Genomic DNA, 23273 nt, shown 5'->3' on the forward strand with positions numbered 1-23273 from the left:
CGTTGTTATAGTTGGGATTGGGATCGAAATGTATTTTTGGACGAGGGACTTCGAATGGTAAAAATTTTGATATTTGGTCTTTCACTTCGTGAAGCGGTTGAAGACCCTGAGGTGGAGATTTCGTTAGAGAGCCCAACCACTATCGGCCAATTGCTAGAGGACTTTCCAGATCACTTTCAAGGGTTAATGCCTTTCCTCCATGCCAATGAACTCATGTTGACAATTAATCAGAAAATTTCCACCTTGGAAGCCATGGTAAAAAATGGGGATACCCTGAAAATTACTCATCAGGGAGGTGACCAAGGGGCGGACGGAGCGATGTGGCACAACCCTTAATTCTGCACGGGTTGCGATGAATATTTTGTTTGGTGGGGAGAAAAGTTATGGATTAGGAAATGTTGGTTAGATTGACCCTTTTGAGGGGAGGGGTGATTCCTCGTCACATTTTTTGCAATTGAGAATCGCTTTGAGATGTGCTCGCCGGCCTTCTGGCGATAAGACCCAGGGCCGAAAACTGAGTGGGGGTTGATGTCGGACATGCTGCCCGTGGCCACAGGCCAGATCGGCTACCCAATCATCTACATCATCCTGATGGAATCCGATAATCGGTTGGTTCATTTTCCCTAAGACCTCTATAATTTTGGATGATAAATTTGCAAATTATTTTCCGAACACATCCTTGAGTAAATCTGTGACGCGTGCTGTGGGGTTTGTTCGAATTTTTTTCTCTTCCTCCCCCAGAATGAGAAACAGCCCGTCCAAGCTTTTCCCGACAACATAGTCGTCCAAATTAAACGCGGGTACTGTGACAAACGGTAGGGTCGTATACTGTCCAACCAAATCCTTATATTGTTTGGTTACCCCGACTTGACTCATGGTCTTCTCCACTTCAGGCTTAAAGGCTATGGCCAGTTGATCGCGGGTTTTTCCTTGGAAGTAATCGGTTGCTGCGGTATCTTTTCCATTCAGAATTTTCTTGGCATCGTCAAAGCTCATGTTGGCGACCGCATCTTTAAATATAGGCTTAGCCAAGGGAGCCGCCTGTTCAGCGGCTCGGTTCATGCTGACCACCAACTCATCAACCTGAGGGCCGAATCCAGCTAGTCGAAGAGCTTTGTCCATGGATTGAAGTTCCTCCGGTAGTAAGATTCTAATGGCTTCATTTTTTAGAAAGCCGTCTGGGTTGCCAGTGAGTTTCACGGTATTTTCCGTCCCGACGGTGAGAGCTTCTTTAAGACCGGATATGATTTTGTCATCACCGAGGGTTTTTGCGCCAGGAAGAGATAATTTATCGATCCCTTTCAAAAAATCATCAAATTGTGCCGAGGCGATTTGTGGAAGGAGTAAAAGGAGAAAACTCATGATGACGCGAAAAATGGTCATTGTTCTCTCCTTTTATATGCAGAAACGGTAAGAGGGTCGTATGAGGAAAAAGGGAATAAGAGGGGGAAAGACTGTCAGAAACGCTCATCTCATCTTCCTCTGAGATGGGACCCACAAGGAAGAGGGGAGCGTTGCGCCCTGGGATTATCCTGGGGAGGATAGACTAAACAACCTAAGCAGTCTTCAAATCCTCAGGAGGCAAATTCCGGCTCTTCCTCGTGGGTGGTTCAAAAAGCACCCTCGAGTATGAGATGCCTAAAGTTAAGCGATAGGAGTACAACTCATCCCTGATCTCTTGCCTTTCGTCGATGACGCTAAAGGCCTGGAGAGGAGCGGACGAGTCTTTTTCTTCATCGCCTCTCGTTGAGGGTTGAGGCGATTTTCCAATATTACGGGATCAATGACTTCGCCGCATTGCAAGCATCGCTTGGTCAAAATTTCCATTCCACCAGCATCATAGTTCACATTCATGCACCAATGGGAGACCATAAACCCTCCGCACCGTGTGCATGTATCCGAATGCCTTGGATCCCCCACTTTTGTTGAAGGATTGGCTTCAGCCGTTTCATGCTTGATGGGACTTTTCCCTGCTGTCGGGGTCTTTTTTTGTATTCCAAAATGTCCCATATGTATCTCCTTTTTCCTGATTGTCATGACATATCTAATATGATGTCTTGTTGTTAGATATAGCTCTTTGAGCTTAAGTCAAGATTAATCCAATATTAAAAAATCCTCATAATTGTATTTACAGAACAACAATAACTTTCATAAGTGGGAATAAACCTTTAAGAATTAAACAGATTGAATCGATAATTAGTATATACAGCTACGTCATTAATGCTAAGTAAAAAAACCCATAAAATAAAAGAACGAAAAAATGAGGAGACCAAGGGGAATTGGTCTCTCAAGAGCCTGAGTTTGGGGGTAAATTACGGAAAATCCCGAAAATTCCTGGAGATGAAAACGGTCCAACTACCAGCGAAAGTGGACAGGTGTGGTCTTTCCCCCTGATAGGGTAATGCTTTTTTCAATAGTGGCCCCACTTGAATCGGTTGCTTTGACCACATATTTTCCCGGAGGAAGGTTGAGAAATAACCAAGGACCTTGTACCTCCTCACCCGGAATAGACACGAGCGTCGCCTCCTCCGAGTTGATCACTTCAACTGCCACGCCAGCTAAGAAAGCACGTTCACCTTTCACAAAGATCAATTTAAGGGAATAGGGTGGGTATGACAGGCTCCGTTCCTCTTTACCTAATCCGGCGCTGAAATATTGAACACCATTCTGCTCATGCAGAGGGAATCTGAGTTTATCAGGGATACTTGTACCTTCCAGTGGAATTTCTAAAAATTTGGAGAGAGGTGCCGAGCTTTCACCTGTGGCGGCCCAGGTTGACGTTGAAGGAGCCACCAAAGTCAGGATCATCAAAAGACATGCACTTAGTCTCAATCTGGCAGACAACTGTTTCCTTGCTGCTTCCAGGCCATTTTCCCTATCTGTTGTCAATCTGCTAGTGATTCCTGCTCTCACGTGCGATACCTCATCCTTTCCAATAAAGAAAAATCTTTAACCAAAACTTGGAATTACTAGGGATATAATACCAATTTCAGGTTACTTAAGAAAGAATAGCGCAAACATTCAAAAGGCCAAGTTCCAGGCTCATTAGCAATTGAAAGAAGCGAGGTGGCATGGAATTCTCTAGCGCGTCAGGCAAAAAGGAAGGCCGAGGAATGCATCTAAGGCGATATTTCCTCGAGCGTCAGCACGCTACCCACCGAATGAATCTAAATATATGGCATGTCAACAAAACAGTGATTCTTGGTTTTCAATGATCAGTCGTTGATAGCAGAGTCCTTCGGGAAAATCATTGGGCCTGAGCAATGCGGCGAGTAAATCACTCTTAACGTAACCATTCCCCATTCTGTGTTTGAGGTCAGCCGGAGACCTAATATGTGACCGGGGTGAGTGTGTTATCCCAGTTGTGCTTGATGGCATAAGACTCAAACTTAAAGGATGGCCTTGGTTATATCGAGAGAGGGACCAACGGATGTTGGCAAAAACTCGTGCTTGGGCTATTACATCTGATCTTTTCCAATCGAGAGCAGAGCTCGAAACTAGGTCGGGGGCATGTCTGAGTGTGTTTGTTTTGGTAATCTACTACTCCTGGAGGCTGAGGTTGATTTCTGAATCGATTTTTGACGGATTGTGAGCGTTGCAAATTAGCTAAAATGAAATGTGTTTCGTTCCTCAATCAGATTGATATTCCTGACAAGGAAATGATTGCTCGATGATTGTCAGACGAACGCTTCCGTTCAAGTGGTTTTTGCAAATTGACGGTTGGGCTGTCTTGTTTTATATCCTGTACGGCTACGGAGTCTGCATACTAAATTTAGAATTCTTTTTTGAAAAACTCGCATTTCCCTTTACCGGAATCAGTGTATTTGGAACGGCTGTCGCAATTTTATTGGCGTTTCGAAATAATTCGGCCTATGAACGGTACTGGGAGGCCAGGATCATATGGGGTGAATTGACGAATTATTCAAGAAATTTTGCCTCACAAGTTCTTGTCTATATTCAACCGCCTCTAGGCAGCGATGCCCAACCTGGGCAAGTCGAGGAACTACATCGAGAGTTTATTTATCGGCACCTCGCATTTTTGCAGGCTTTGCGCTGCGGGAGGAGTACGTGTCGAATTTCCTTTCTCCATTCATCACGAAGACTGAGTTAAATCGGTTGGAGAATGTTGCCAATAAAGCCACGCAGCTGAATCATTGGCAAGCGAAGCGATTACAGGAAGTGTTTGACGCTGGCTGGATTGCCCCGCGTGCCTATGTGATGGGACTGATGGATTCACTTAAGCATTTTTACGTTGCTCAAGGGAAATGTGAACGAATAAAGAATACACCCTTGCCTCGGCAGTATGGGTTTTTCACCAAGGTTTTTGTGTGGATGTTTCTGTTACTTCTTCCCTTCTCATTGGTGCAACATTTGGGATGGGAAATGCTTCCTATTTATGTGATGCTGGCATTCATGTTTACGGTTATGGAACGAGTGGGAAGTCGAACTGAAGATCCCTTTGATGGAAAAAACGAGGATGTTCCCATGAATGCTATTTGCCGAAATATTGAAATTGATTTACGACAACAACTGGGAGAAACGTCTGTGCCACCTAAAATTGAACCTATAAATGGTGTATTAATGTAAAGGATGCCTGTTTATGAGGAAGAAGGAAAGTCTTCCGGCTGGGAATCCATGCTACCAGGTGGCCTGGGCATGTGTTCTACGGATTTTAGGTCCATGAGGTCTTTTTTTGCGCTGATTCCGAGTGATTTGAATTTTCTGGCCGTGGGCCATATCCGATTTTCCAATGAAGTGACAGTCGCATTATAGGACTCCACTGTCCGACCCAAGGCCTGTCCAATTCTCCCAAAATGCTCTGCCAGTGTGCTCAGGCGATCAGCGAGTTCTTGTCCGAGAATGCTGATGCGTTGGGCCCCTTCAGCTACTTGTTCCTGACGCCATCCATAGGCAATGGCTCGCAATAAGGCAATGAATGTGGTGGGTGTGGCGATTACGACTTTTTTCGTTAAGGCCGACTCGACGAGTGAAGGGTCCCGCTCTGCGGCGGCCGCTAAGAACGAATCATTGGGGATAAATAAGACCACAAATTCCGGAGCGGCTGGAAATTGATCCCAATATTCCTTTGAGGCTAATTGATTGATATGCCGTTTCACCTGACCAAGATGCCGATTGAGCGCGGCTTCCCGGTCTTCGTCTGTATGTGTTTCCAGGCTATCTAAAAACGCATTGAGCGGTACTTTGGAATCGACCACCACATCTCTTCCTGCCGGGAGCCTGACGATCATATCTGGACGCAACCGTCCTGTTTCGGTGGAGACGCTTTCCTGTTCAAAAAAATCGCAGTTGGCTGACATGCCGGCTAATTCAGCGGTTCTTCGAAGTGCGATTTCCCCCCAGCGTCCTCGAACCTGTGGTGACCGTAAGGCATTGACCAATTTAGATGTTTCCGCCTGGAGTATGGCCTGGGAAGAGGCTAATTGCCGTAACTGTTCTCCCACGACACTGAGTTCACGCAGCCGCTTATCTTCTAATGCTTGAGATTCTTTTTGGTAGGTACGTAGGGATTCGGTGAGCGGCTGCAATAAGGATTCAATGGAGGTGTGGCGTTGGTCGAAGGAAGCCGTCGCTTCTTCTTTGAGAGCTTTAAATTTTTCCTCGGCCAGGGTCAAGAATCCCCTATTGTTTCCTGCCAGGGCTTCCGAGGCTAACGATCGAAAGGTATCCGATAAGGCCAATTTTGCATCTTCCAATAAGGCCCGCTGTTCGGCTAAGTGCCGTTGCGTATTTTCAAGATTTGTTTCGGCTGACACTTTGGCCACTTCCATCAGACGGAATTCTTGATGAACCCGATCACGTTCCTGCTGCAGGGTGGCTAATTGGGTCCGAAGTTCTCCGGTTTGGGCCTGCGCCGAGGCGAATCGAGTGGCGGTCTCTTGTAGGGCTTGGATCTTCCTTCCTCGATAGAGAATGGAACAGATGACCCATGCGATTGTCCCTCCAACCAGCAAGCCGGCCAGGAGAATCCATAATAGCTGAGGGTTGAAATTGGCGATCATGCTTGACAAAAGAGGCCTTTCCCGGACGATCAAAATTCCTTACATCATGATGTACTTGCAAGAGATCCTGGGATTTTTCAACTCCTGGCCAATGCCTGAACAAAGAAGTTGGCAAGATTTGCCGCTAGGCAGGAATAACGAATCAGTGAAGAATTTTGTCCAATGTGGATAGACGTATTTCTCATTCTTGGGTACAGTAAGATAATGTTCACCACTAGCGATTCAGCGTCACACAGGAATAGAGGTTAGGATAGCAAATATGGAAAAAAAATATCGGGTCTCTATTTGGTATTTCATTATTGCGTTCTGGGGACTCATTATTCTCCAGGAAATGTATTTTGCTGCCCAACATATGGATGAGGTGCCCTACAGTCAATTTAAAGATTGGGTTCAGCAAGATAAGGTGGCTGAGATCTCTATTACGGATAAGGTTATTCACGGAAAATTGAAATCTGAAAAAGGAGGGGATAGCCCTCAATGGTTTCAGACGGTCCGGGTGGACGATCCGGAATTAGTGAACATGTTGGAAGAAAAGCATGTGGAATTTGCCGGCGTCATCGTTAGTACGCTCTGGAAGGACGTGGCTTCCTGGGTCGTCCCTATCCTGGTCTTTGCCGGGATTTGGTTTTGGATTTTGCGGAAGATGGGGCAGGGCGCTGGGGGCGGGTTTATGCGAATCGGGAAATCCAAAGCTAAAGTCTATATTGAAAGCGATATCAAGACTCGCATGAGTGATGTGGCCGGGGTCGATGAAGCTAAAGTGGAACTCATGGAAGTGGTTGAATTTTTAAAAACCCCGGAAAAATTCACTAAGATCGGGGGACGGATCCCCAAGGGTGTGCTCCTGGTCGGGCCCCCTGGCACCGGAAAGACTATGCTGGCGAAGGCGATTGCGGGAGAAGCCGGTGTGCCGTTTTTTTCAATTAGCGGGTCGGAGTTTGTGGAAATGTTTGTGGGAGTCGGAGCGGCCCGCGTGCGGGATTTGTTTGAACAAGCCACCGCCAAGGCGCCATGTATTATTTTCATAGATGAGTTGGATGCATTGGGAAAAGCCCGGGGAACGGGGCCCATGATGCATGAAGAACGCGAACAAACGCTGAATCAATTATTGGTGGAAATGGATGGGTTTGATCCCCGAGTGGGAGTCATTATGTTGGCCGCAACCAACCGGCCTGAAATTTTGGATCAGGCGCTGTTGCGTGCAGGCCGTTTTGATCGACAGGTGCTGGTTGATCGCCCCGATCGGCCGGGAAGAGCCGCTATTTTGGCCATCCATGCCAAAAACATTAAAGTGGCTCCGGATGTCGATTTAGACAAAATTGCCGCAATGACCCCGGGAATGGTTGGTGCCGATTTAGCCAACGTGGTGAATGAGGCGGCCCTACTGGCCATCCGACGAAGCCGGGAGACGGCGGAACACCGGGATTTTGAGGAAGCCGTGGAACGGGTGATTGCCGGACTGGAAAAGAGAAACCGAGTCCTCAGTGTGGAAGAACGCAAACGAGTGGCCCATCATGAGGTCGGGCATGCGTTGGTGGCGATGTCGTTGCCTGGATCAGACCCTGTCCAAAAAATCTCGATCATTCCGCGCGGCGTTGCAGCCTTGGGCTATACGTTACAGCTCCCGATCGAAGACAGGTATTTATTCACCCGTTCTGAATTAGAAAATCGCATTGCCGTCTTATTAGGTGGACGTATTGCGGAGGAACTGGTCTTTGGAGAAGCCTCAACCGGCGCGGCAGATGATTTGCAGAAGGCAACCAGGATCGCTAAGCGAATGGTCAAAGATTTTGGCATGAGTGACATGTTGGGAACGGTGGCTTTAGACGATACCGTTCAGCCGAACTTCTTGAAAAGTATGGAGGGCCATTCCGCCCCAACCTATTCCGAGCACACCGCTCAACAGGTCGATCAGGAAGTGCGCCGCCTTATTGAAGAACAAGGGATTCGCGTCCGGGAACTGCTGACGAGGCTTCGACCTGTGTTGTTGACGGGGGCCGAAACCCTGTTGAAGGCGGAAATCATGATGGGTGAAGAGCTCATGGCTCTTCTCCACGCCAAGGAAGAAGAAGCCATTCCCAGTTAATCCCACTCGACAATCCGGAAGCGGGCCTGCCATTTGTCTGAATGCTGTCCGGATTGCACCCATCTGCAATCACCTACCTTTTCGGGTATTTCCGGCTATATCAAGTTTTTTCTCCTGGTATACTTTTCGGCAAAAAAAAGCTCAAAGCCGTTTCGCGTCATCGAGGAAGCGCCATTTCTCAGACACCTCATCGCTCATACGGAATAGTGGAATAATCAAATAAGCGAGCATTGCCGAAGTGCGGTATGAGGCACAATTGTCAGTTGTTCCTTATTTCTTCTGCATTGAGGTATGATGCTTCGAAAATTGCTCCCCGAATAGATGAAATATGAATGGGTATACAGTGGGGACAGCTTAAGATTCACGTTCGCGGGATGCTCGTCAGGGCGGAATGAAAGGAGTCGGTCAATGCGTCAATCTATTGTGTTCTTCTGCCAAGTCTCTCTTTGTGTATGTCTTGTGGCGGGGCTTGCGTTCAGTCAGACTTCCAGCGTGTCGGCTCAAGAAATCACGGTGACCGAGGACTCATTCGGTTGCATTCTCGATTTCCCGAAAGTCAGAAATACGCGGATCAAGCATGACGATCCGGAAAAATTGAAAGAGGCCAAGCGTATCTTACGGGACAGCGTCCCGGAGACGGAGTATCCCGTTGGAACCATCCTGCAACTTGTTCCCCATGAGGCGATGGTGAAACATTCGCATGACAAGTTCCCAAAAACGAACGGCTGGGAATTTTTCTTTTTGGAAGTCTCCAAAGAAGGCACCAAGATTCAAGATCGGGGAGACAACGTCGTCAATGTTTCGCAGGGGGTTACGTGCTTAAGTTGTCATCAGCCAGCGGCCAGGTTTGACTTCGTCTGTGAAAAGGGGCATGGCTGTGCCCCTATCCCGTTCGATGATCAGAAGATCGCGGCCATTCAAAAAGCAGATCCCCGCTGTGCTAAAAATTAGGTGGGGATAGTTTTGAGGTAAAATAAAGCTTGCCGGAAAGTTCGAGCCCAATAAGAAGTCTCACAGACTCTCGACTCATTTATTGGCGGGCATTCGGGCGGTGGAAATCGGCACCGCCATGTTTGGCAAACGCAACGTGGAATCCGGAGAAGAGAAAGTTGCTTTTCGCAAAACTGTTTGGTGGTGAGTCCTGTGTTGGTTTTTTCCATCATGAGCTTGCTCAAATGAGCGATCAAAGATTCCCGTTGTGCAGGGAAGAGCTAGCTGAACTGACGTTTGGTCCCATCGCATTCTTTGCCTACAGGCTATCCAAGCCGCTTTTCCCCACCCAGTCGCGTTTCCTCACGAGAACATAGTCGAAAATTTAATCAATCCTCCCAGAATTGCCTCTTGCTTAAATTTCCCGAGAAGGTGAAGATCCTGTCGGGACGGACCGTGTCCTTTCCTCATTTCAGGGTTGAGGACTTCCATGAAATTTACATTCATGAAATCAATAAACATGTCCGAAATAGAGACGGATCGAAATGGATCAAGTTGCTCAGTGAGTCCTGCCAGATGTTCTTAGTGAAAACAAAGGCTATAAGAAAAATATATAGAGAACTAAGGAATGACGCCATTATTGCGGCTGAGGAAATCCGCAGGTGCCATCCTAGTCCTCATGTGTGGAATTGGAATTGCCTATGGCATGGATCACAGCAGGACGCCTCTTGTGCACATCCGGGCGTCCCCTGAGCGGGATGTCGTTCCGAGCAAGGTGAGCTTGAGGGTTTCCACTGATATGGTCCCTGAAGTGGAAATGATTGCCTGGGATTATGACGGAGATGGAAGGTTTGATGCAGAAGGGCCTCACCTGCATTCTCAGACTGTCACGTTCTCACATGCGGGCCATTATTCTCCTAGGGTGATTGTCACCAATAAACAGAGTCAAATTTTTGAAGCGACGGTTGAGGTGGTGGTAGAGAATCCGGAAGCTCTTGAAGCTGCTCTCAATGCCCGGTGGAGGGGCATGCTGGCGGCCTTAGCGAAGAAGGATGTTGCAGGGGCTGTCTCGTATGTGGCGACCAGAAAGCATGATGCCATGAGACAGGATTGGATCGTGCTGGCTGCTCATTTAGGAGAGATTGCGCATCTTTTTTCCGTTCCTCTTCAATTGACAGATGGGGAAGGATTCCGAGCTGTGGCCAAATCAGCGGACCCACTGCCTATGTGGGAAATCCAATTTCTGTTAGATGTGGAGTTTGTGTGGGAAGCGGATCATCAATGGTATATCAAAAATTTCTAAAATACCAAATTTCTAAAACCCAACTCTGAGTGGGAGCGTATTCTGGAAATCCGGCGATTGTGGGAACTTCACGGTTCTAGGAAATTTGAGAGAACAACGCTACTCAGCGTCATTCACAGCTTTCATAATTGAGTGTTTCCCCTCGAGTAGACATTTTCATTCATCATACCTGTCGCCTTTTCAAGGCCATTATTCGTACCGCGTTCCAATCCGTGTTTTCTGGTCGTAATGGTGTTGTTCATCCGATTATTTTTTTACTTTCATTGTACGGTGGGATTCGAACCGTCTGTTTTGGGGATAGCCTTTAGGCTATCTATTGGTGATCCTCTCAACGAATTTCAGCAACACTCACATGTTTTTACCGGTACTCCCCCAGTCTTCCCGATAGTGGTCGGCATGAACGAACTATCAAGTTAATGGGCTTGGCCTTGCCGCTATCTATTGGGGGAGGAAGACTGATTCCTCAGCTCATCCTTCCTATCCAATAATTTTTAAGTTCACCATTTTTTTTAAAATTGCTTCCCCTACAACGGGGTATATGCGCTATTACCTTACGCTCTCATACTTCCGGAGCTTTCACTCCTAAGGAAATTATATTTTGAATATTCATGGGTGTTTAGCAAAGAGGGGAATATCTTCAATGACATGGAGTTTGACAAAAAATTTTCGAATGCATGCTAGTTCCTCATGGATTGTTGTCGCGTTCCTTTTTTTTCTGAGTATGTCTGGAATGGCCAATGCCGCACAGGATTTTGTGGTGCTAGGGAGTGAGGGGGTTTGGGTTCGACAGGGTAGTACAATTTTCAGCGGAGATGTTGGGGCAAATCAAACGAGTATCGGTCCCTATCTGAACGGTGAGCAAGAAATGACCATCGGTCACGACGTCGTGGTTCAAAACAGTAATAGCGCGATCATTGGAAATACCGTCAGATTGAAAAGTGGTTCTCGGATACAGAATATTTTGGTCAATACACTCTTAGGACCGGGCCAGATCCTAGGGACCCAGGCAACACCAGTCAGCTTTCCACTTGTTTCCGAGTTGCCTCCCGTCCCACCGGTTCATCCTGGATCGAAGGATGTCGATGTCCCGGCCGGAGGAGTCCTTACACTCCAGGCTGGACGCTATGGTCGGCTCAAAGCAAGGCCTGGTGCCATTGTCACACTTTCAGGCGGCCTTTACCACTTTCAGGAATGGGATATTCGTGAAGATGCCCAAGTTCTAGCGACTAAGGCCGTCGAGATTCGCGTGAAGGGCCAGATCGATACTCGCAGACAAACGGTTGTTGGTCCAGCACCAGGTGCAGCAAATCTGACTGCGGCTGATATCCTTATAATTGGGATTGGGATTAATGGAACTACAGGTTCCATCGATGACACCCCGGAGGCGGTAAAGTTTGGGGAAGGCAGTAAGGTGCGGGCGAAGGTCTATGCTCCTAACGGCCTTTTGCGGTTCAGAGCCGAAAGCACGGCTACCGGAGCGTTTGTGGGTAAATGGGTTCGAATGGGGAACCACAACACAATCGCATTAGAAGGAGGGTTCGGGTTGGGACAGGGAGGAAACACTCCGGCAGTGGCACACGCAGGGTTTGACCAGACTGTTCAGGTTGGAATGACGGTGCAGCTTGATGGGACCGAATCAACCGATGTGGACGGGAATCTTCTGACGTACAAGTGGACAATTCTCTCACAGCCCGCAGGGAGTACCGCGACGCTTTCTGACACCATGGCAATCATGCCTACTCTGGTGATTGACACTCCAGGAATCTACACACTTCAACTCATTGTGAATGATGGGACAGTCGATAGTGATCCCGATACGGTAACAATCACAACGATGAATTCGCCTCCTGTGGCCGGAGCGGGCCAAGATCAAACCGTGTTTGTCTCACAATCGGTCATTTTAAATGGAAATGATTCCCATGATGTAGACGGGGACCCGCTGAGTTTCAATTGGTCCTTTGTTAACATCCCAAATGGAAGTAGGGCCGCATTCTCCAACCCGACTTCGTCCATGCCAGATTTCCTGGTTGATCTGGCAGGGACCTATCAGGTGCAACTGATAGTGAACGATGGGCAAGAAGACAGCTCACCGGACATGGTTCTGATCAACACTCAAAATTCCAAGCCGGTAGCTCAGGCGGGCCAGGATCAAACCGTTCCGGTAGGAAGTACTGTCAACCTCAATGGAAGCGGCTCCCATGATGTGGATGGCAACTCATTGACCTTTCAATGGGCGCTTATCGCCAAACCAACAGGGAGCTCTGCAATAATTTCAAACTCAACTTCCATCCAACCGACCTTTGGTGCAGATCTAGTTGGATTATATGTGGCTCAGCTGATCGTCAACGATGGGGTGGGAAATAGTGATCCCGTCACGGTGGCGATTACTGCAGGCAACCGGCCCCCCGTGGCCGATGCGGGACAAGATCAAAGCGTGCCGGTCTTTTTATTAGTCACTCTCAATGGAAGCGGTTCCCATGATGTAGAGGGCGATGTCTTAAGCTTCCAATGGTCGTTGGAGAGCCGCGCTCAAGGGAGTGCCGCGACTCTTTTAAATCCTACTTTCGCTCAGCCCACCATTATTCCGGATATTCCTGGAACCTATGTCGTGACACTCGTGGTTTCAGATGGAAAGGCTTCGAGCAATCCCGATACAGTCGTTATCGTTGCGCATGCTCCCGCACCTCCCGGATTGCCGGCCTTGCTGATTACCAGCCCTCCAGAAGGTAGTGTGGTGGGGGTGAGTCCTATCACGGTAACAGGATTCGTCAATGATCCCAACGCTTCAGTCACGGTCAATGGAATTTCCGCGACCGTCACAGGAGGAGTGTTTCTTGTCGATGGCGTTGTCTTACAGGAAGGAGATAATACTTTGATTGTTAGGGGGGTGGATGGAGCTGGGCATACCAATAGCGTGAATCTTGGTGTCACCCTTTCCGCTACACCGACAAGTCTCACACCCATCTGGGGGCCGGTGGCATGGGTTAAACATGCCACGGGAGAAGAAATTTTTAAGGCGAACTTTTCGAACTGCGAACCGGCGGCCCACTATCAATTAGTCATCATCAATGGGACCTCGGGAGGTGCAAATCGGGTGACCCAGGGGACTGTTCTTTTGAATGGAACGGAAGTGATCGAGGGTCAAAATTTCACCGCAGCCCATAGTCAGATTACTCAGTCCATAGTGGTGCAAGCCGGGAATAGTCTTGAAGTGCGACTAACGGGTCCACTCGGCGCACAACTGCAGGCCTATATCGCCTGTACTGGCAATTGTTTGGCTATGACCATTGACGCTCCGCTGGCCAATGCTACGATTAATCAATCAACTATGTTGGTAAAAGGAAGCCTCATGACCAGTGGTTCCAGCCCGGTAGGGGTGGTCGTCAATCAACAAGCCGCTAAAGCCTTCGGGTCGTCCTATGCGGTTGATCAAGTGCCCGTCCGTGAGGGAACGGGAACTCTCGGACCCACCACTGTCCTCGTGCAAGCCACCAATGCTTGCGGACAGCGTGCCTCTTCCACCGTGCAGGTCCACACTACGGATATGGCGACTAACCAAGTGGAATTGCGAGTGTCGCCGGATCGTAATGTGGCACCCACTCAGGTTACTCTTCGAGCGTCCATCGATATCGATCAACCGGTGGCCAATATTCAATGGGACTACCAAGGCGATGGCGCCATCGACGCCCAGGGACCGGACCTCTTGGAGCAAACCGTCACCTTCACCCAGTCAGGGTTGTATCTGCCCAAAGTAAGTGTATCGGATACCATGGGAAACAGATTTGACGCCACGGCAGTAGTCCAGGTGTTGGATCCCGTGGCATTTGAAATTATGCTCAATTCCGAATGGTCGGGCATGATGGGGGCGCTCGCGCAAGGCGATATTGAACAGGCGCTTTCGCATATCCTAATCCGAAAACGGGAGGTCATGCGCCATGATTGGACCGTGCTCAAGGATCATTTGGATAAGCTGGCAGCTATCTTTGCAGTGCCACTGCATCTCACGGACGGGCAGGGAACACGGGTGGTGGGCCAGGCATCGGCACCGTTGGCATTCGGCCCAATGCAATTTCCTCTTGAAGTGGAGTTCATTCTGGATACCGATGGCCAATGGCGGATCCGGAATTTTTAAAGAGTGAAAATTAAAAGACTCCAATGGAGGCCATGTGAAGTATCCTTTTTTAATAAAGAACAGGTATAGGGTATTTGGTGCAGTTGGGTGTTCTGGCTTGTATTTCTTGTTTGTAGGTGCATGGTGGGTGCTGAGTGGAGGTCGAGGAGAAAGGTTCGGTTTTATGATATCGGTTTTAAATTTTCCTGCGGTCGTAGTTTTTTTGGCTACTCCGTTAGAGAGATGGATTGGTAATCCTGCGTGGGTTTTTCACCTAATCATTTTCATTATAGGTCCCTTGCAATATGGTCTACTAGGGTGGTTGCTTGGTCCGTTTGTAGAACGATTCGATCTTGAAGGTCAAAAGCTTCGTAAAAATGAGCAGCCCAAACAAAACAAATGAGGATAATCTAAAATGAATCAGATTAAGTTGTTAGAAAATTGGTCTCGAAATAAAAATTTGAATTCAATTCGATTTCCCTTTTACAAATTCTTTCTTTATCTCGAAGAAGCGCTTCCAAGGTTTTTCAAAATTTCACTTTTGTGGGCCACTGGGTTGATAGTTAGTCTGGTATTTTTTACAAGTCAAGCAAAAGCATGGGAAATAAATACTCATCGGGAACTCACAGAGAAAGCCATTGAGATTGTTGCGTCTGATCTGAATACGTTCCTAATCAATAATCTCGGATTAGAGGGAGGGTTGAATGCATCAGTGGACGGAAGGACAGCTAAAAAATGGATGATTGAAGGTAGTGAATTCGAAGATGATTGGCCTCGTTTTTTTCGACATTTCCATGAACCCATTTCGAATACAGGGCTGGCAGGAGTATCTGATTCTGCAATCAATTGGAGTCTTAGTTCGGTGGGAAATCAGGAATGGTCTTGGGACGATGCGCGCGAGTATTACTTCAAAGCCTTAACTTCTCCTACCAAAACCGAGCGAGATAAAAATTGGGCCAAAACCTTCCGGGCCTTAGGCCAAGTCATGCATTTACTTCAGGATTCCGCGAACCCCGCCCATGTCCGGGATGATCCTCATGTTCTCCGAGATGGGTTGCATGATTTTATGGATAGACATAGTGTGGCTTCATATTTCAGTGCTGGAGTAATCAGTCCAGATTCTTCAATGCTAGAGGTTGCGGGAGCGGTACGAAATGAACCGTTTAGCAATCTCTTTGACCGGAATATGTATTCCGGATCAAATCCAGGGGTTACTCTTGGAGCTGATGTGGGGATTACCGAATATGCCAGTGCTAATTTCTTTAGCGATGATCGTATTGCTGGACAAGATAGTCCCGTTCCTCCTTATCCTAGTGTGGCGGAATTGGTTCCTGCCCCTGCCCCTTCTCCCTACCTCACTCTTGCTCGCCTAGGAAGTGCGGCTTTTCCTGGGGCACGGGTAGCTAGATACACAGGGAACGAGACCTTGACGCAATTTTTTAACTTGGAATTCGATCTTTTAGGGAAACTGCGACTGGATGATGTAGTTTACGACGCCTATGCCAGGCATCTTATTCCCCGCGCAGTGGGCTATTCCGCCGCCGTCCTCTCCTATTTTTTTAGAGGAGATATCTTGTTGAAAAAGAGCGAATATAGAATGTGTTCGAACCCCGATGGAACTTTTCAGCCTGGCGGGCATCTGGAAGTGGACATTGAAGTTCCCTCAAATTTACTCTTGGAGGGGCAAGGGGCTTTCTATTATGACTTACCCGATGGATCGCGTGTGTCCACGGGCGAAGGTCCTATAGGACCAACGGACATAGAACTGGGAGAGAGAATATATTTTTTGCTTAGTCAGCTGTCCTTTTTTAAGCCAATCCAATGGACTATCGTTTTTCAAGGAGAGATGGGCCCAGGAGCTAAGGAGCCTAATGCCGTGGTAGCCCTTTCCGGGAAAGCCCCCTGGGTAGACGTGAGGTGTCCAATTTAGTGAAGAAGAAACCAATTTCACAAAAGGGCAGCTTCTTGCTGCCCTGTCTTTCTGGGCACACTACCTTACCCCCCCACGATATTGAACCACCATGAAAGTTGCCTAAAGGTGAGGAAGGACCAGAATGTGGGGCCAAGCCTCGGGATGTTTAGCGGTATTGACTAACCGGTGACTATGGTTCAATGGTATCATTAAGGCAAGAAGCCCTTTGAGGCCGAGAGCCGGATCTATTGTACAACTCTGGCCACCTCTACCGAACCAGTCAGAATTTTCCTGGAATGAAAGGCATGGATAGTCTGGAGCATTCATTAAGCAACTGGGTGGTTCAAATGGAATTGACCGTGGCATTTCTGAAACCATCCTCAATTACGCTTGTCCTTGGTCCAAGCCATCCGTCGCAAACTTTGTTTTTCTGCTAGATCGAATCCAACCACCTGTATTGAATGTAGTTACCTTTTCTAGTGAAATGTTTTTGTACAAAATGGACCCTTCGTCACATGATTGACATTGCAAATTTACCTCTCCTTCTGATTGAATTTGACCATTCGTCTGAAAAGGCCCTATCTTGTTCAGAGTGTCTTTGAAGTATGCTTTAAAGATGAAATGGGGATTTGGTGACGGCCTAGGCGAGGATAGTTTCTTGAACCGATTTCGTTGTCTTGTAATAAGTTTTGGTATTTGGTGTTTGACCATTTTGTTATTCCCCCCATTCAGTGTGGGGGAAGATTCTGAGGAAGAGCCTCGATTGCCGTTGGCGATGGAGGTGTTTTTAAAGAAGCCCGGCAAACATCTGTATGAACTACATGTTCATTTAACCAATATCAGTGATGAGCCGGTCAGCGTGGATGTTCGGGATTTGCCCTGGAATCCCACGGATGGTTCTACCTGGCTCTCGGCCACCCGTTTGGATGCGCACAAGAGTCCTATCAAGCAGAACATTCCGATCGGGAGGTTCGGATCACAAATAGTTCCGCTCGTGCCGGGCGAATCGATTCAGAATAGGGTGGCCTTAAATCCCCGGATTCCTTCCCTGTTAGATGATATTGAGCAAGCAGGTGTGCAATTGCAGTGGGACTGTCCCCCCTCTGACTTAAAGTTTGTATGCAAACCCGGTTCACCCAATACCCTCACAATTTCAAAAGGCGATCCCGGCCAACCGGATGTGTATTCCATTGACCACCAGGCCTGTGTGGCACTGGAAAGCCGTATTGGTCTTATCGATATTCCTCAAGGGCATGATGTGCTGTTTCTCCTCGCGTCCGAATCCATCATGACGGATCTGGAGGGAATGACCTCGTTACTTCTTGAGGTCGATGACTATGTTCAGCGTTGTCATCCAAGTTGGACGAACAGTTGGGCGGTGAGCTTTGTGACCGATAAGAAGTTCGCAGGATTCCTGAGTGAGGGAGAGAATCGGCGTTATTTTGCGGAAGGCCTCTGGCAAGAGGCGAATATTGGGCAGTACTCCAGTCAAATCCGCACGTTATTTCGATTTCAGTGGATTAAGAAGCGGGCGGATACCGTCTATCTTTCTCTTTTTCCCTTCCAACAAGAGGGCGGTACCTAAATAGAAGGTAAGAATTCAATCCTTCTGCCGGCAGCTCTATAGCGCATTCCCTTTGGGCTTTCCTTAGAATAGAAGCTTGGATTGCCTCGCCGGACGCGAAGCCCAGGACGAATAGGTTCAAAGCAATTGACCTGCCTTTATCTAATTTATCCTTCTTCGCTGAATTCCAAGAAGCCTACTCCTGCAAGGAGCTGTTGCAGCCTCTCCTGATTTTTCGGGAGCGTGACGTTGGTCCGGTGGAACTCCCGGCGGACGGGATAATTTTTGCGAAGTTCATCAAAGCATTGAGGCCGTTTTTCCTGAGGAATGGCCAGCAGTTCTTGCATGCGATGATAATCGGCCTCCAGGTCATAGATCGTGGCGACCATTTCCTGAATCAACTCTTCATCGGATTGCTCGTGGTAGTCGATGGTTAAAGATGGGACGGTTGGTGTGGGCAGCACCTGGACAGGATTCCATGCGGGGGATATCCCCAGATGTTTGCACAAGGCTTCATAGATCATAAAGGTGCCATTGGCTTTGCCATCGAGGGAGTGGCCGGCAATATGGGGCGTGCCGATCGTGACAGCTTGAAAGAGGTCCCAGTTAATGCCGGGTTCGTCTTCCCAGACGTCGATGATGGTCGGTCCGACACGATTTTCTGTGATGGCGTTCAGCAGCGCCTGTGTCTCCACGACTTCTCCACGGGCGGCGTTGATGAAGATCGCTGCTGGATTGAGCCATTGGAGTGTCTGCTCATTGAGCATGTGATAGGTCGGGTAGGGGCCGTCGGTGGTTAATGGCGTATGGAGCGTGACCACATCACAACTGAGGGCTTCGGCTAACGAGCGGTGCTCGACCTGGCCCGAATCTGCCAGGGGAGGATCATGGAGAACCGGGACCATCCCAAGCGCTTCTGCTTTGGTCTTCACCAGTTTGCCGATGTTCCCGACGCCGATAATGCCAATGGTTTTGCCATTGAGTGAAAAACTCTGTTGCTTTCCCAGGAACAATAAGGACGCCAGAACATATTCGGCCACCGAATTGGCATTCGATCCGGCTGCCGAGGTAAAGCCGATATTTCGGGCTTTGAGGTAGGCTATATCAATGTGGTCCACTCCTGCGGAGGCTGACCCGACAAATTCGACAGGAGTGCCTTTCAATAAGGTCTCATCAACTTTCGTAATGGATCGAATGAGTATCAGGTTCGTGTCTTTTAAATCGTTGGAGGTGATGGACCGTCCTGGCAAAAGGGTGAGGTTCCCCAGGCCGGCACATGCTTCTTTGATATACGGAATATTTTCTCCTGCCACAATATTGATCAATTTTTTCATGTCTGATGCATTCCTCGCAGTGTTTTTCAAAAGATGCAGCCTATCGCAACTTACCGGCTGCCGCTAGCCTTGCTTTTTTGTTCAGCGGACCTACCCAATGGAAGAACAGGCAAGTAGCCCGGGGAGAGGGGAAAGGGGGCGAGTTTTTTTCTGTCGAGGCGAGTTGAAAAGAATGGGACCGGACTTATTCAGTCAGGTCTCACTCACCGTACTATTTAAACCAATTAGACCTATTGAAAGCAAACCATAGAGATTACGGCCGACTGATTTTTATTTAGTTTCTCATTAAAGAACATTCATCAAAAGCCTTTTCCTAAAATGACTAGCCAGGTTCTTAGATGTATGAAGCATCAGTGGCCTGAATGTTTGTTAGCGGTTTTTCCATGTTGGTCGCTGAGGATGTCCTGGGTTTCATGCGTCGCCTGGACATCATAAACCGCTCCTTCTTTTTCCAGGACCTCGGTACCAAAACGATAATTAGAAAACATCGTATTGTGGGCCATGCGCCGGTCGATCGGATTCTGGAATTCCATTCTGGTCTTCAATGTCTCGTTGGCTAAAATCACCACTTCCATTTTGATGAATCCTCCCATGCCCGGATGCCAGGCCAACAGCGAATAGACTCCTTCCGGGACATCAGGGAGGGTAAATTTTCCTTCAGCATCGGTAATGGCGTAATACGGATTGTCTACCGCAACTCCCCAGCTTTGCATGTAGGTGTGAAACCCGCATTCCAAGTATAAGATTCTGCGGCCCTGGGAGAATTCAACCGTGTCGACCATCGCCTCTCCAGGGTTGTGTTGATGATCCTTGATTCTGTTCTTAGGATGGAATGGATTGAGCCGGAGCGGGCGATGAAGCATGACTTTTGAGCCGAATGGCGCCGTTTCATAAATTTGCACATCATGAATAATGGGGTCCATATTGACGATGTGCAATGGTTGTTCGTTTTGCACAACGGAGACCCAGGGTGTAAACAGACAATCCTCCACCGCGACTTTGGCTGGACCTGTTTGGGGAAAGGGTTTACCTTGCGTAATACCCTCCAAAAAGACCACAGTATTTTGAAGCCCGCCATCCGGCGCCACATGAAATTCATCCACGAGACGCCATCCTGTTCCTGTGGAAATCCGCCCGCAAAAATCGGTGTCCGGGTTGGTAATCAGACTGTAGGCCAATGCCGGGGGTTCTTTTCCCGCCAAGGTCACCTTCCCGGTAATCGCGCCCCCATTGGAGACCGCGATTGACTCATAACTGTACGCCGGAGTAATCAGGACAATGTTGAGACCTAACGCGAGAACATACGAGGTAAATTTCATGGAACGATCCTTTGGTCAGTACAGGTGAATGAACTAAGGTAATTAATATATTCATTTTAAGAATGCCTAAGAACTTTTCCCGACTTCTGAAAAATAAGCATGGTGATGAGCCTATGCTGGTTTCATGCCATAGGTTGGTGCACCCAAGGAATCCCCGAATCTGTTTGGTTACCAATGCGGAAAAAAAGCAAAGGAATGGTGCTGGATAGATGGCGATGCTCCCAGGTTGCCCCGGCCGATGATGGGGGGGGTGCGTTTATGACGGGCTGCGCGAGTTATCTGGAAGGTTGGATGTTCACGATGTTTGTATTACACCAATGTGCGTAAAACTATGCCATGTCTCCATCACGTTTGAGCAACAGTTTCCTGGAAATTCTTGTTTACAGACCATGAAGGTCGAAACCTTCAGCCTGTTTGATTCCGCACATTTTTGGCTGTGTTGAGTTTCGTGAAAAGATAGAAAATTCAACGAATTAAGGATTTTTCTGACTCTGGCCTTTCAATTGCTTACCTTTTTATTAATTATTCGAAATGTAATATTAACTTTTGGCTCCTCCGCTATTATCTGCAATTTAATTAGATTGCTGTGTCTGGAAAAACGAGTGTGGGTTTTGCTCTATCGGGCATGTTCCATTAGCTACGTTTTACAATTTCGAGGAGATCCATCATGACTGTTCAAACCCTACCGTCCTCCGTGTGGTCCATCGTGTTGGCAGGTGGTGAAGGCGAACGTATCAAACCCTCGATCCAGCAGTGGCTCGGGTATCCGGTTCCAAAACAATACTGCACCTTTGTCGGTACTCGTTCTATGTTGCAACATACGTGGGACCGGGCCGACCAAATCGGTGTGCCCCGGAAGAAAGTAACGGTGGTCGGGCGAACTCATCAGCAGAGTTTGGAACATCATTGTACAAGACAAGACGAGGGCACATTGATCTTTCAGCCCCGAAATTGTGATACGGCCCCCGGCGTGTTTCTTCCTCTTACCTACGTGAAAGCCTGGGATCCTCAAGCAGTCGTGGTTCTTTTGCCCGCCGATCATTTTATCTGTCCCGAAGATCGCTTTGTGGCTGCGGTGCGTCGGGCCGTGCGCGGGGTAGAATTTTTATCTGACCGAATGATTCTCATGGGCGTTCGGCCGTCTCATCTGGAGCTTGATTATGGGTGGATGTCCGTCGGAGGAGTACTCGGGTGGAGTGGCGGAACTTCCATCCGTCGGATTCAATCGTTTGTAGAGAAACCGGAGGCTGGTGATGGGAAGCGATTGATGTCGGAGGGAGCCTTGTGGAACACCCTGGTGCTGGTGACCAAAGTCGAGACCCTGTGGAAATCCGGATGGTTGTGCTCTCCTGAAATGATGGAGCGGTTTGAACGGTTGCGAAGGCAGATCGGGACTCCGGCCGAAGGGTCGACTCTCCAGGCTATTTATCAGGATATGCCTACACAAAATTTTTCACGTCATATGTTGCAACCTCTTGCCAGCGAATTAGGAGTTATGGAGCTTGATGATGTGACGTGGAGTGACTGGGGCCGTCCGGAACGAATTGTGGAAACCTTGCGATCAATGGGAAAAAAGCCCGCCTTTCCTATGGAGGCTTTTATCGGATCGGGTGCCCCATCCATCCCCCAAATGACCCGAGACATGGGTTATCCCTATCTGAGCTGCTGAAGAGATTATCCTTGGCTGTCTAGAGGATTTTCCCACTTTAAGCAGTAGTAACCAGAGAGGAACCCTTCAACGCAGTCCGTCCCACCAGGATATTCCAGGGCTGTGTGCCGAACTGATCTCCCATGCCATCCTTATGTCCCTTTTCCCCGTGGTTGTGTCTCCATTCCCCGGTTCATCTTTTTCCCACGGAAATCCTTCTCTGATTTTCTCTAATTTCGGACTAATAGTCTGGTCATTGTTGTCTGTGTCCCTTCTGTTTTTCACTCCCTAGTGGGGCAGAATTCAACAACTTGACGCTCTGGCGGTGGTGCGTTTTTCGTCAATGGTCTGGTCTCAGACGGGGTCCAATTCCCTCTTCCCCTTTAAACCCTTTCGCAGCCCTATAAGGTCTATTGGCACAGAGGTCGCAAGAGAGACCTCATGTGTGGAATCATGATTCAGCACGTTGTCGTGTTTTTTGGGACTAATGTGTGTGTTGAGACCTTTTTTTGAAGATGAAACAATATTCCAGGTGGTAAACACAAAGGACGACAAACATGAGTAAGCCAGGAGATGCCGAACGGATTATCTGGGAAGGCTATCCCTCGTGGGGGCAATTTACGTGGCTGTATTTTTTTAGCCTATGGACGGGATTACGAGGTTTCTTCCTTCTACGTGTCGGGCTTCCCGGTTGGGAAATGTGGTTTGTCGGAGCAGGTCTGTTGTTGGGGGTGGTGGTGGTTCTGCGATATTGGGCCAAATATCTGCTCACTTCCAAGCGAGTTGTGCTTAGGAATGGATATTCGGGAAAGGACATGGCCAACGTGGAATTCGGGAGGTTCAAATCGGTTGAAGTTATGCAAGGGCCGGTAGCCAGGGTTTTCGGAATCGGCACACTTGTGGTTCATTGTGAGGGTTCAGGCAGGAGCGTGCGATTTCGTGGCATCAAGGATCCTGAGGTGATTGAAACAAAATTACGGGCGCTCCTCCCTCCTTCTTCTCCTGTGTTGATTCAGCCATCCTGAACGATGAATGAATCTGCTGCG

General features: G+C 48.3%; 18 protein-coding genes. 11 read left to right on the plus strand and 7 right to left on the minus strand.

Annotation, left to right across the window (positions count from 1 at the left end; genetic code table 11):
- Positions 1–54: 54 nt before the first annotated feature.
- Positions 55–336 (plus strand): MoaD/ThiS family protein, encoded by a 282-nt coding sequence (locus PJI16_17190; GenBank protein ID MDT3779301.1) that lies wholly within the window; start codon positions 55–57, stop codon positions 334–336.
- A 66-nt stretch (positions 337–402) separates the two neighbouring features.
- Here PJI16_17190 and PJI16_17195 read toward each other — a convergent pair whose 3' ends face one another.
- The 4 genes from PJI16_17195 to PJI16_17210 form a co-directional block, all read right to left on the minus strand.
- Positions 403–618 carry a DUF3565 domain-containing protein gene (locus PJI16_17195; GenBank protein MDT3779302.1) on the minus strand — a complete coding sequence of 72 codons (216 nt, stop codon included), beginning with the start codon at positions 616–618 and terminating at the stop codon, positions 403–405.
- A 42-nt stretch (positions 619–660) separates the two neighbouring features.
- The gene (locus tag PJI16_17200; protein MDT3779303.1) at positions 661–1383 is read right to left on the minus strand and encodes a DUF4197 domain-containing protein; all 723 of its coding nucleotides are present in this window, start codon (positions 1381–1383) and stop codon (positions 661–663) included.
- 261 nt (positions 1384–1644) lie between these two features.
- Positions 1645–2010, minus strand: coding sequence for a hypothetical protein (locus tag PJI16_17205; GenBank protein ID MDT3779304.1), 366 nt, complete (start codon positions 2008–2010; stop codon positions 1645–1647).
- Positions 2011–2355: 345 nt separating this feature from the next.
- Positions 2356–2913, minus strand: coding sequence for a carboxypeptidase-like regulatory domain-containing protein (locus PJI16_17210; GenBank protein ID MDT3779305.1), 558 nt, complete (start codon positions 2911–2913; stop codon positions 2356–2358).
- 757 nt (positions 2914–3670) lie between these two features.
- Here PJI16_17210 and PJI16_17215 point away from each other — a divergent pair.
- Both PJI16_17215 and PJI16_17220 read left to right on the plus strand, forming a co-directional pair.
- Positions 3671–4111 carry a bestrophin family ion channel gene (locus PJI16_17215; GenBank protein MDT3779306.1) on the plus strand — a complete coding sequence of 147 codons (441 nt, stop codon included), beginning with the start codon at positions 3671–3673 and terminating at the stop codon, positions 4109–4111.
- Entirely contained in the window at positions 4069–4587 is a 519-nt protein-coding gene (locus tag PJI16_17220; GenBank protein ID MDT3779307.1) for a bestrophin family ion channel, read from the plus strand. The genes PJI16_17215 and PJI16_17220 overlap by 43 nt, the downstream gene beginning before the upstream one ends.
- Before the next feature lie 11 nt (positions 4588–4598).
- Here the strand turns inward: PJI16_17220 and rmuC are convergent, their stop codons facing one another.
- Positions 4599–6020, minus strand: coding sequence for a DNA recombination protein RmuC (rmuC, locus tag PJI16_17225; GenBank protein ID MDT3779308.1), 1422 nt, complete (start codon positions 6018–6020; stop codon positions 4599–4601).
- A 259-nt stretch (positions 6021–6279) separates the two neighbouring features.
- On the opposite strand from rmuC, the gene ftsH reads away from it, so the two are divergent.
- From ftsH to PJI16_17255, 6 genes are all read left to right on the plus strand, one after another.
- The gene (gene ftsH / locus PJI16_17230; GenBank protein MDT3779309.1) at positions 6280–8106 is read left to right on the plus strand and encodes an ATP-dependent zinc metalloprotease FtsH; all 1827 of its coding nucleotides are present in this window, start codon (positions 6280–6282) and stop codon (positions 8104–8106) included.
- A 408-nt stretch (positions 8107–8514) separates the two neighbouring features.
- Positions 8515–9057, plus strand: coding sequence for a hypothetical protein (locus tag PJI16_17235; protein ID MDT3779310.1), 543 nt, complete (start codon positions 8515–8517; stop codon positions 9055–9057).
- Positions 9058–9742: 685 nt separating this feature from the next.
- Positions 9743–10339, plus strand: coding sequence for a hypothetical protein (locus PJI16_17240; protein ID MDT3779311.1), 597 nt, complete (start codon positions 9743–9745; stop codon positions 10337–10339).
- Positions 10340–11069: 730 nt separating this feature from the next.
- Positions 11070–14471 carry a PKD domain-containing protein gene (locus PJI16_17245; protein ID MDT3779312.1) on the plus strand — a complete coding sequence of 1134 codons (3402 nt, stop codon included), beginning with the start codon at positions 11070–11072 and terminating at the stop codon, positions 14469–14471.
- Positions 14472–15189: 718 nt separating this feature from the next.
- A complete protein-coding gene (locus PJI16_17250; protein MDT3779313.1) occupies positions 15190–16380 on the plus strand; it encodes a hypothetical protein in 1191 nt (396 codons plus the stop codon).
- 685 nt (positions 16381–17065) lie between these two features.
- Positions 17066–17947, plus strand: a complete 882-nt coding sequence (locus tag PJI16_17255) for a hypothetical protein (protein MDT3779314.1) — start codon at positions 17066–17068, stop codon at positions 17945–17947.
- A gap of 146 nt (positions 17948–18093) precedes the next feature.
- Here the strand turns inward: PJI16_17255 and PJI16_17260 are convergent, their stop codons facing one another.
- A complete protein-coding gene (locus tag PJI16_17260; GenBank protein ID MDT3779315.1) occupies positions 18094–19260 on the minus strand; it encodes a 4-phosphoerythronate dehydrogenase in 1167 nt (388 codons plus the stop codon).
- 350 nt (positions 19261–19610) lie between these two features.
- Complete coding sequence (locus PJI16_17265) at positions 19611–20579, minus strand: carboxypeptidase-like regulatory domain-containing protein (GenBank protein ID MDT3779316.1); 969 nt, start codon at positions 20577–20579, stop codon at positions 19611–19613.
- Positions 20580–21246: 667 nt separating this feature from the next.
- Here PJI16_17265 and PJI16_17270 point away from each other — a divergent pair.
- Both PJI16_17270 and PJI16_17275 read left to right on the plus strand, forming a co-directional pair.
- A complete protein-coding gene (locus tag PJI16_17270; GenBank protein ID MDT3779317.1) occupies positions 21247–22248 on the plus strand; it encodes a sugar phosphate nucleotidyltransferase in 1002 nt (333 codons plus the stop codon).
- Positions 22249–22784: 536 nt separating this feature from the next.
- The gene (locus PJI16_17275) at positions 22785–23252 is read left to right on the plus strand and encodes a PH domain-containing protein (protein ID MDT3779318.1); all 468 of its coding nucleotides are present in this window, start codon (positions 22785–22787) and stop codon (positions 23250–23252) included.
- The last annotated feature ends 21 nt before the right edge of the window (positions 23253–23273 follow it).

Origin of the sequence: Nitrospira sp. MA-1, from assembly GCA_032139905.1 — a bacterium.
In the GTDB taxonomy this organism is placed as follows: domain Bacteria; phylum Nitrospirota; class Nitrospiria; order Nitrospirales; family UBA8639; genus Nitrospira_E.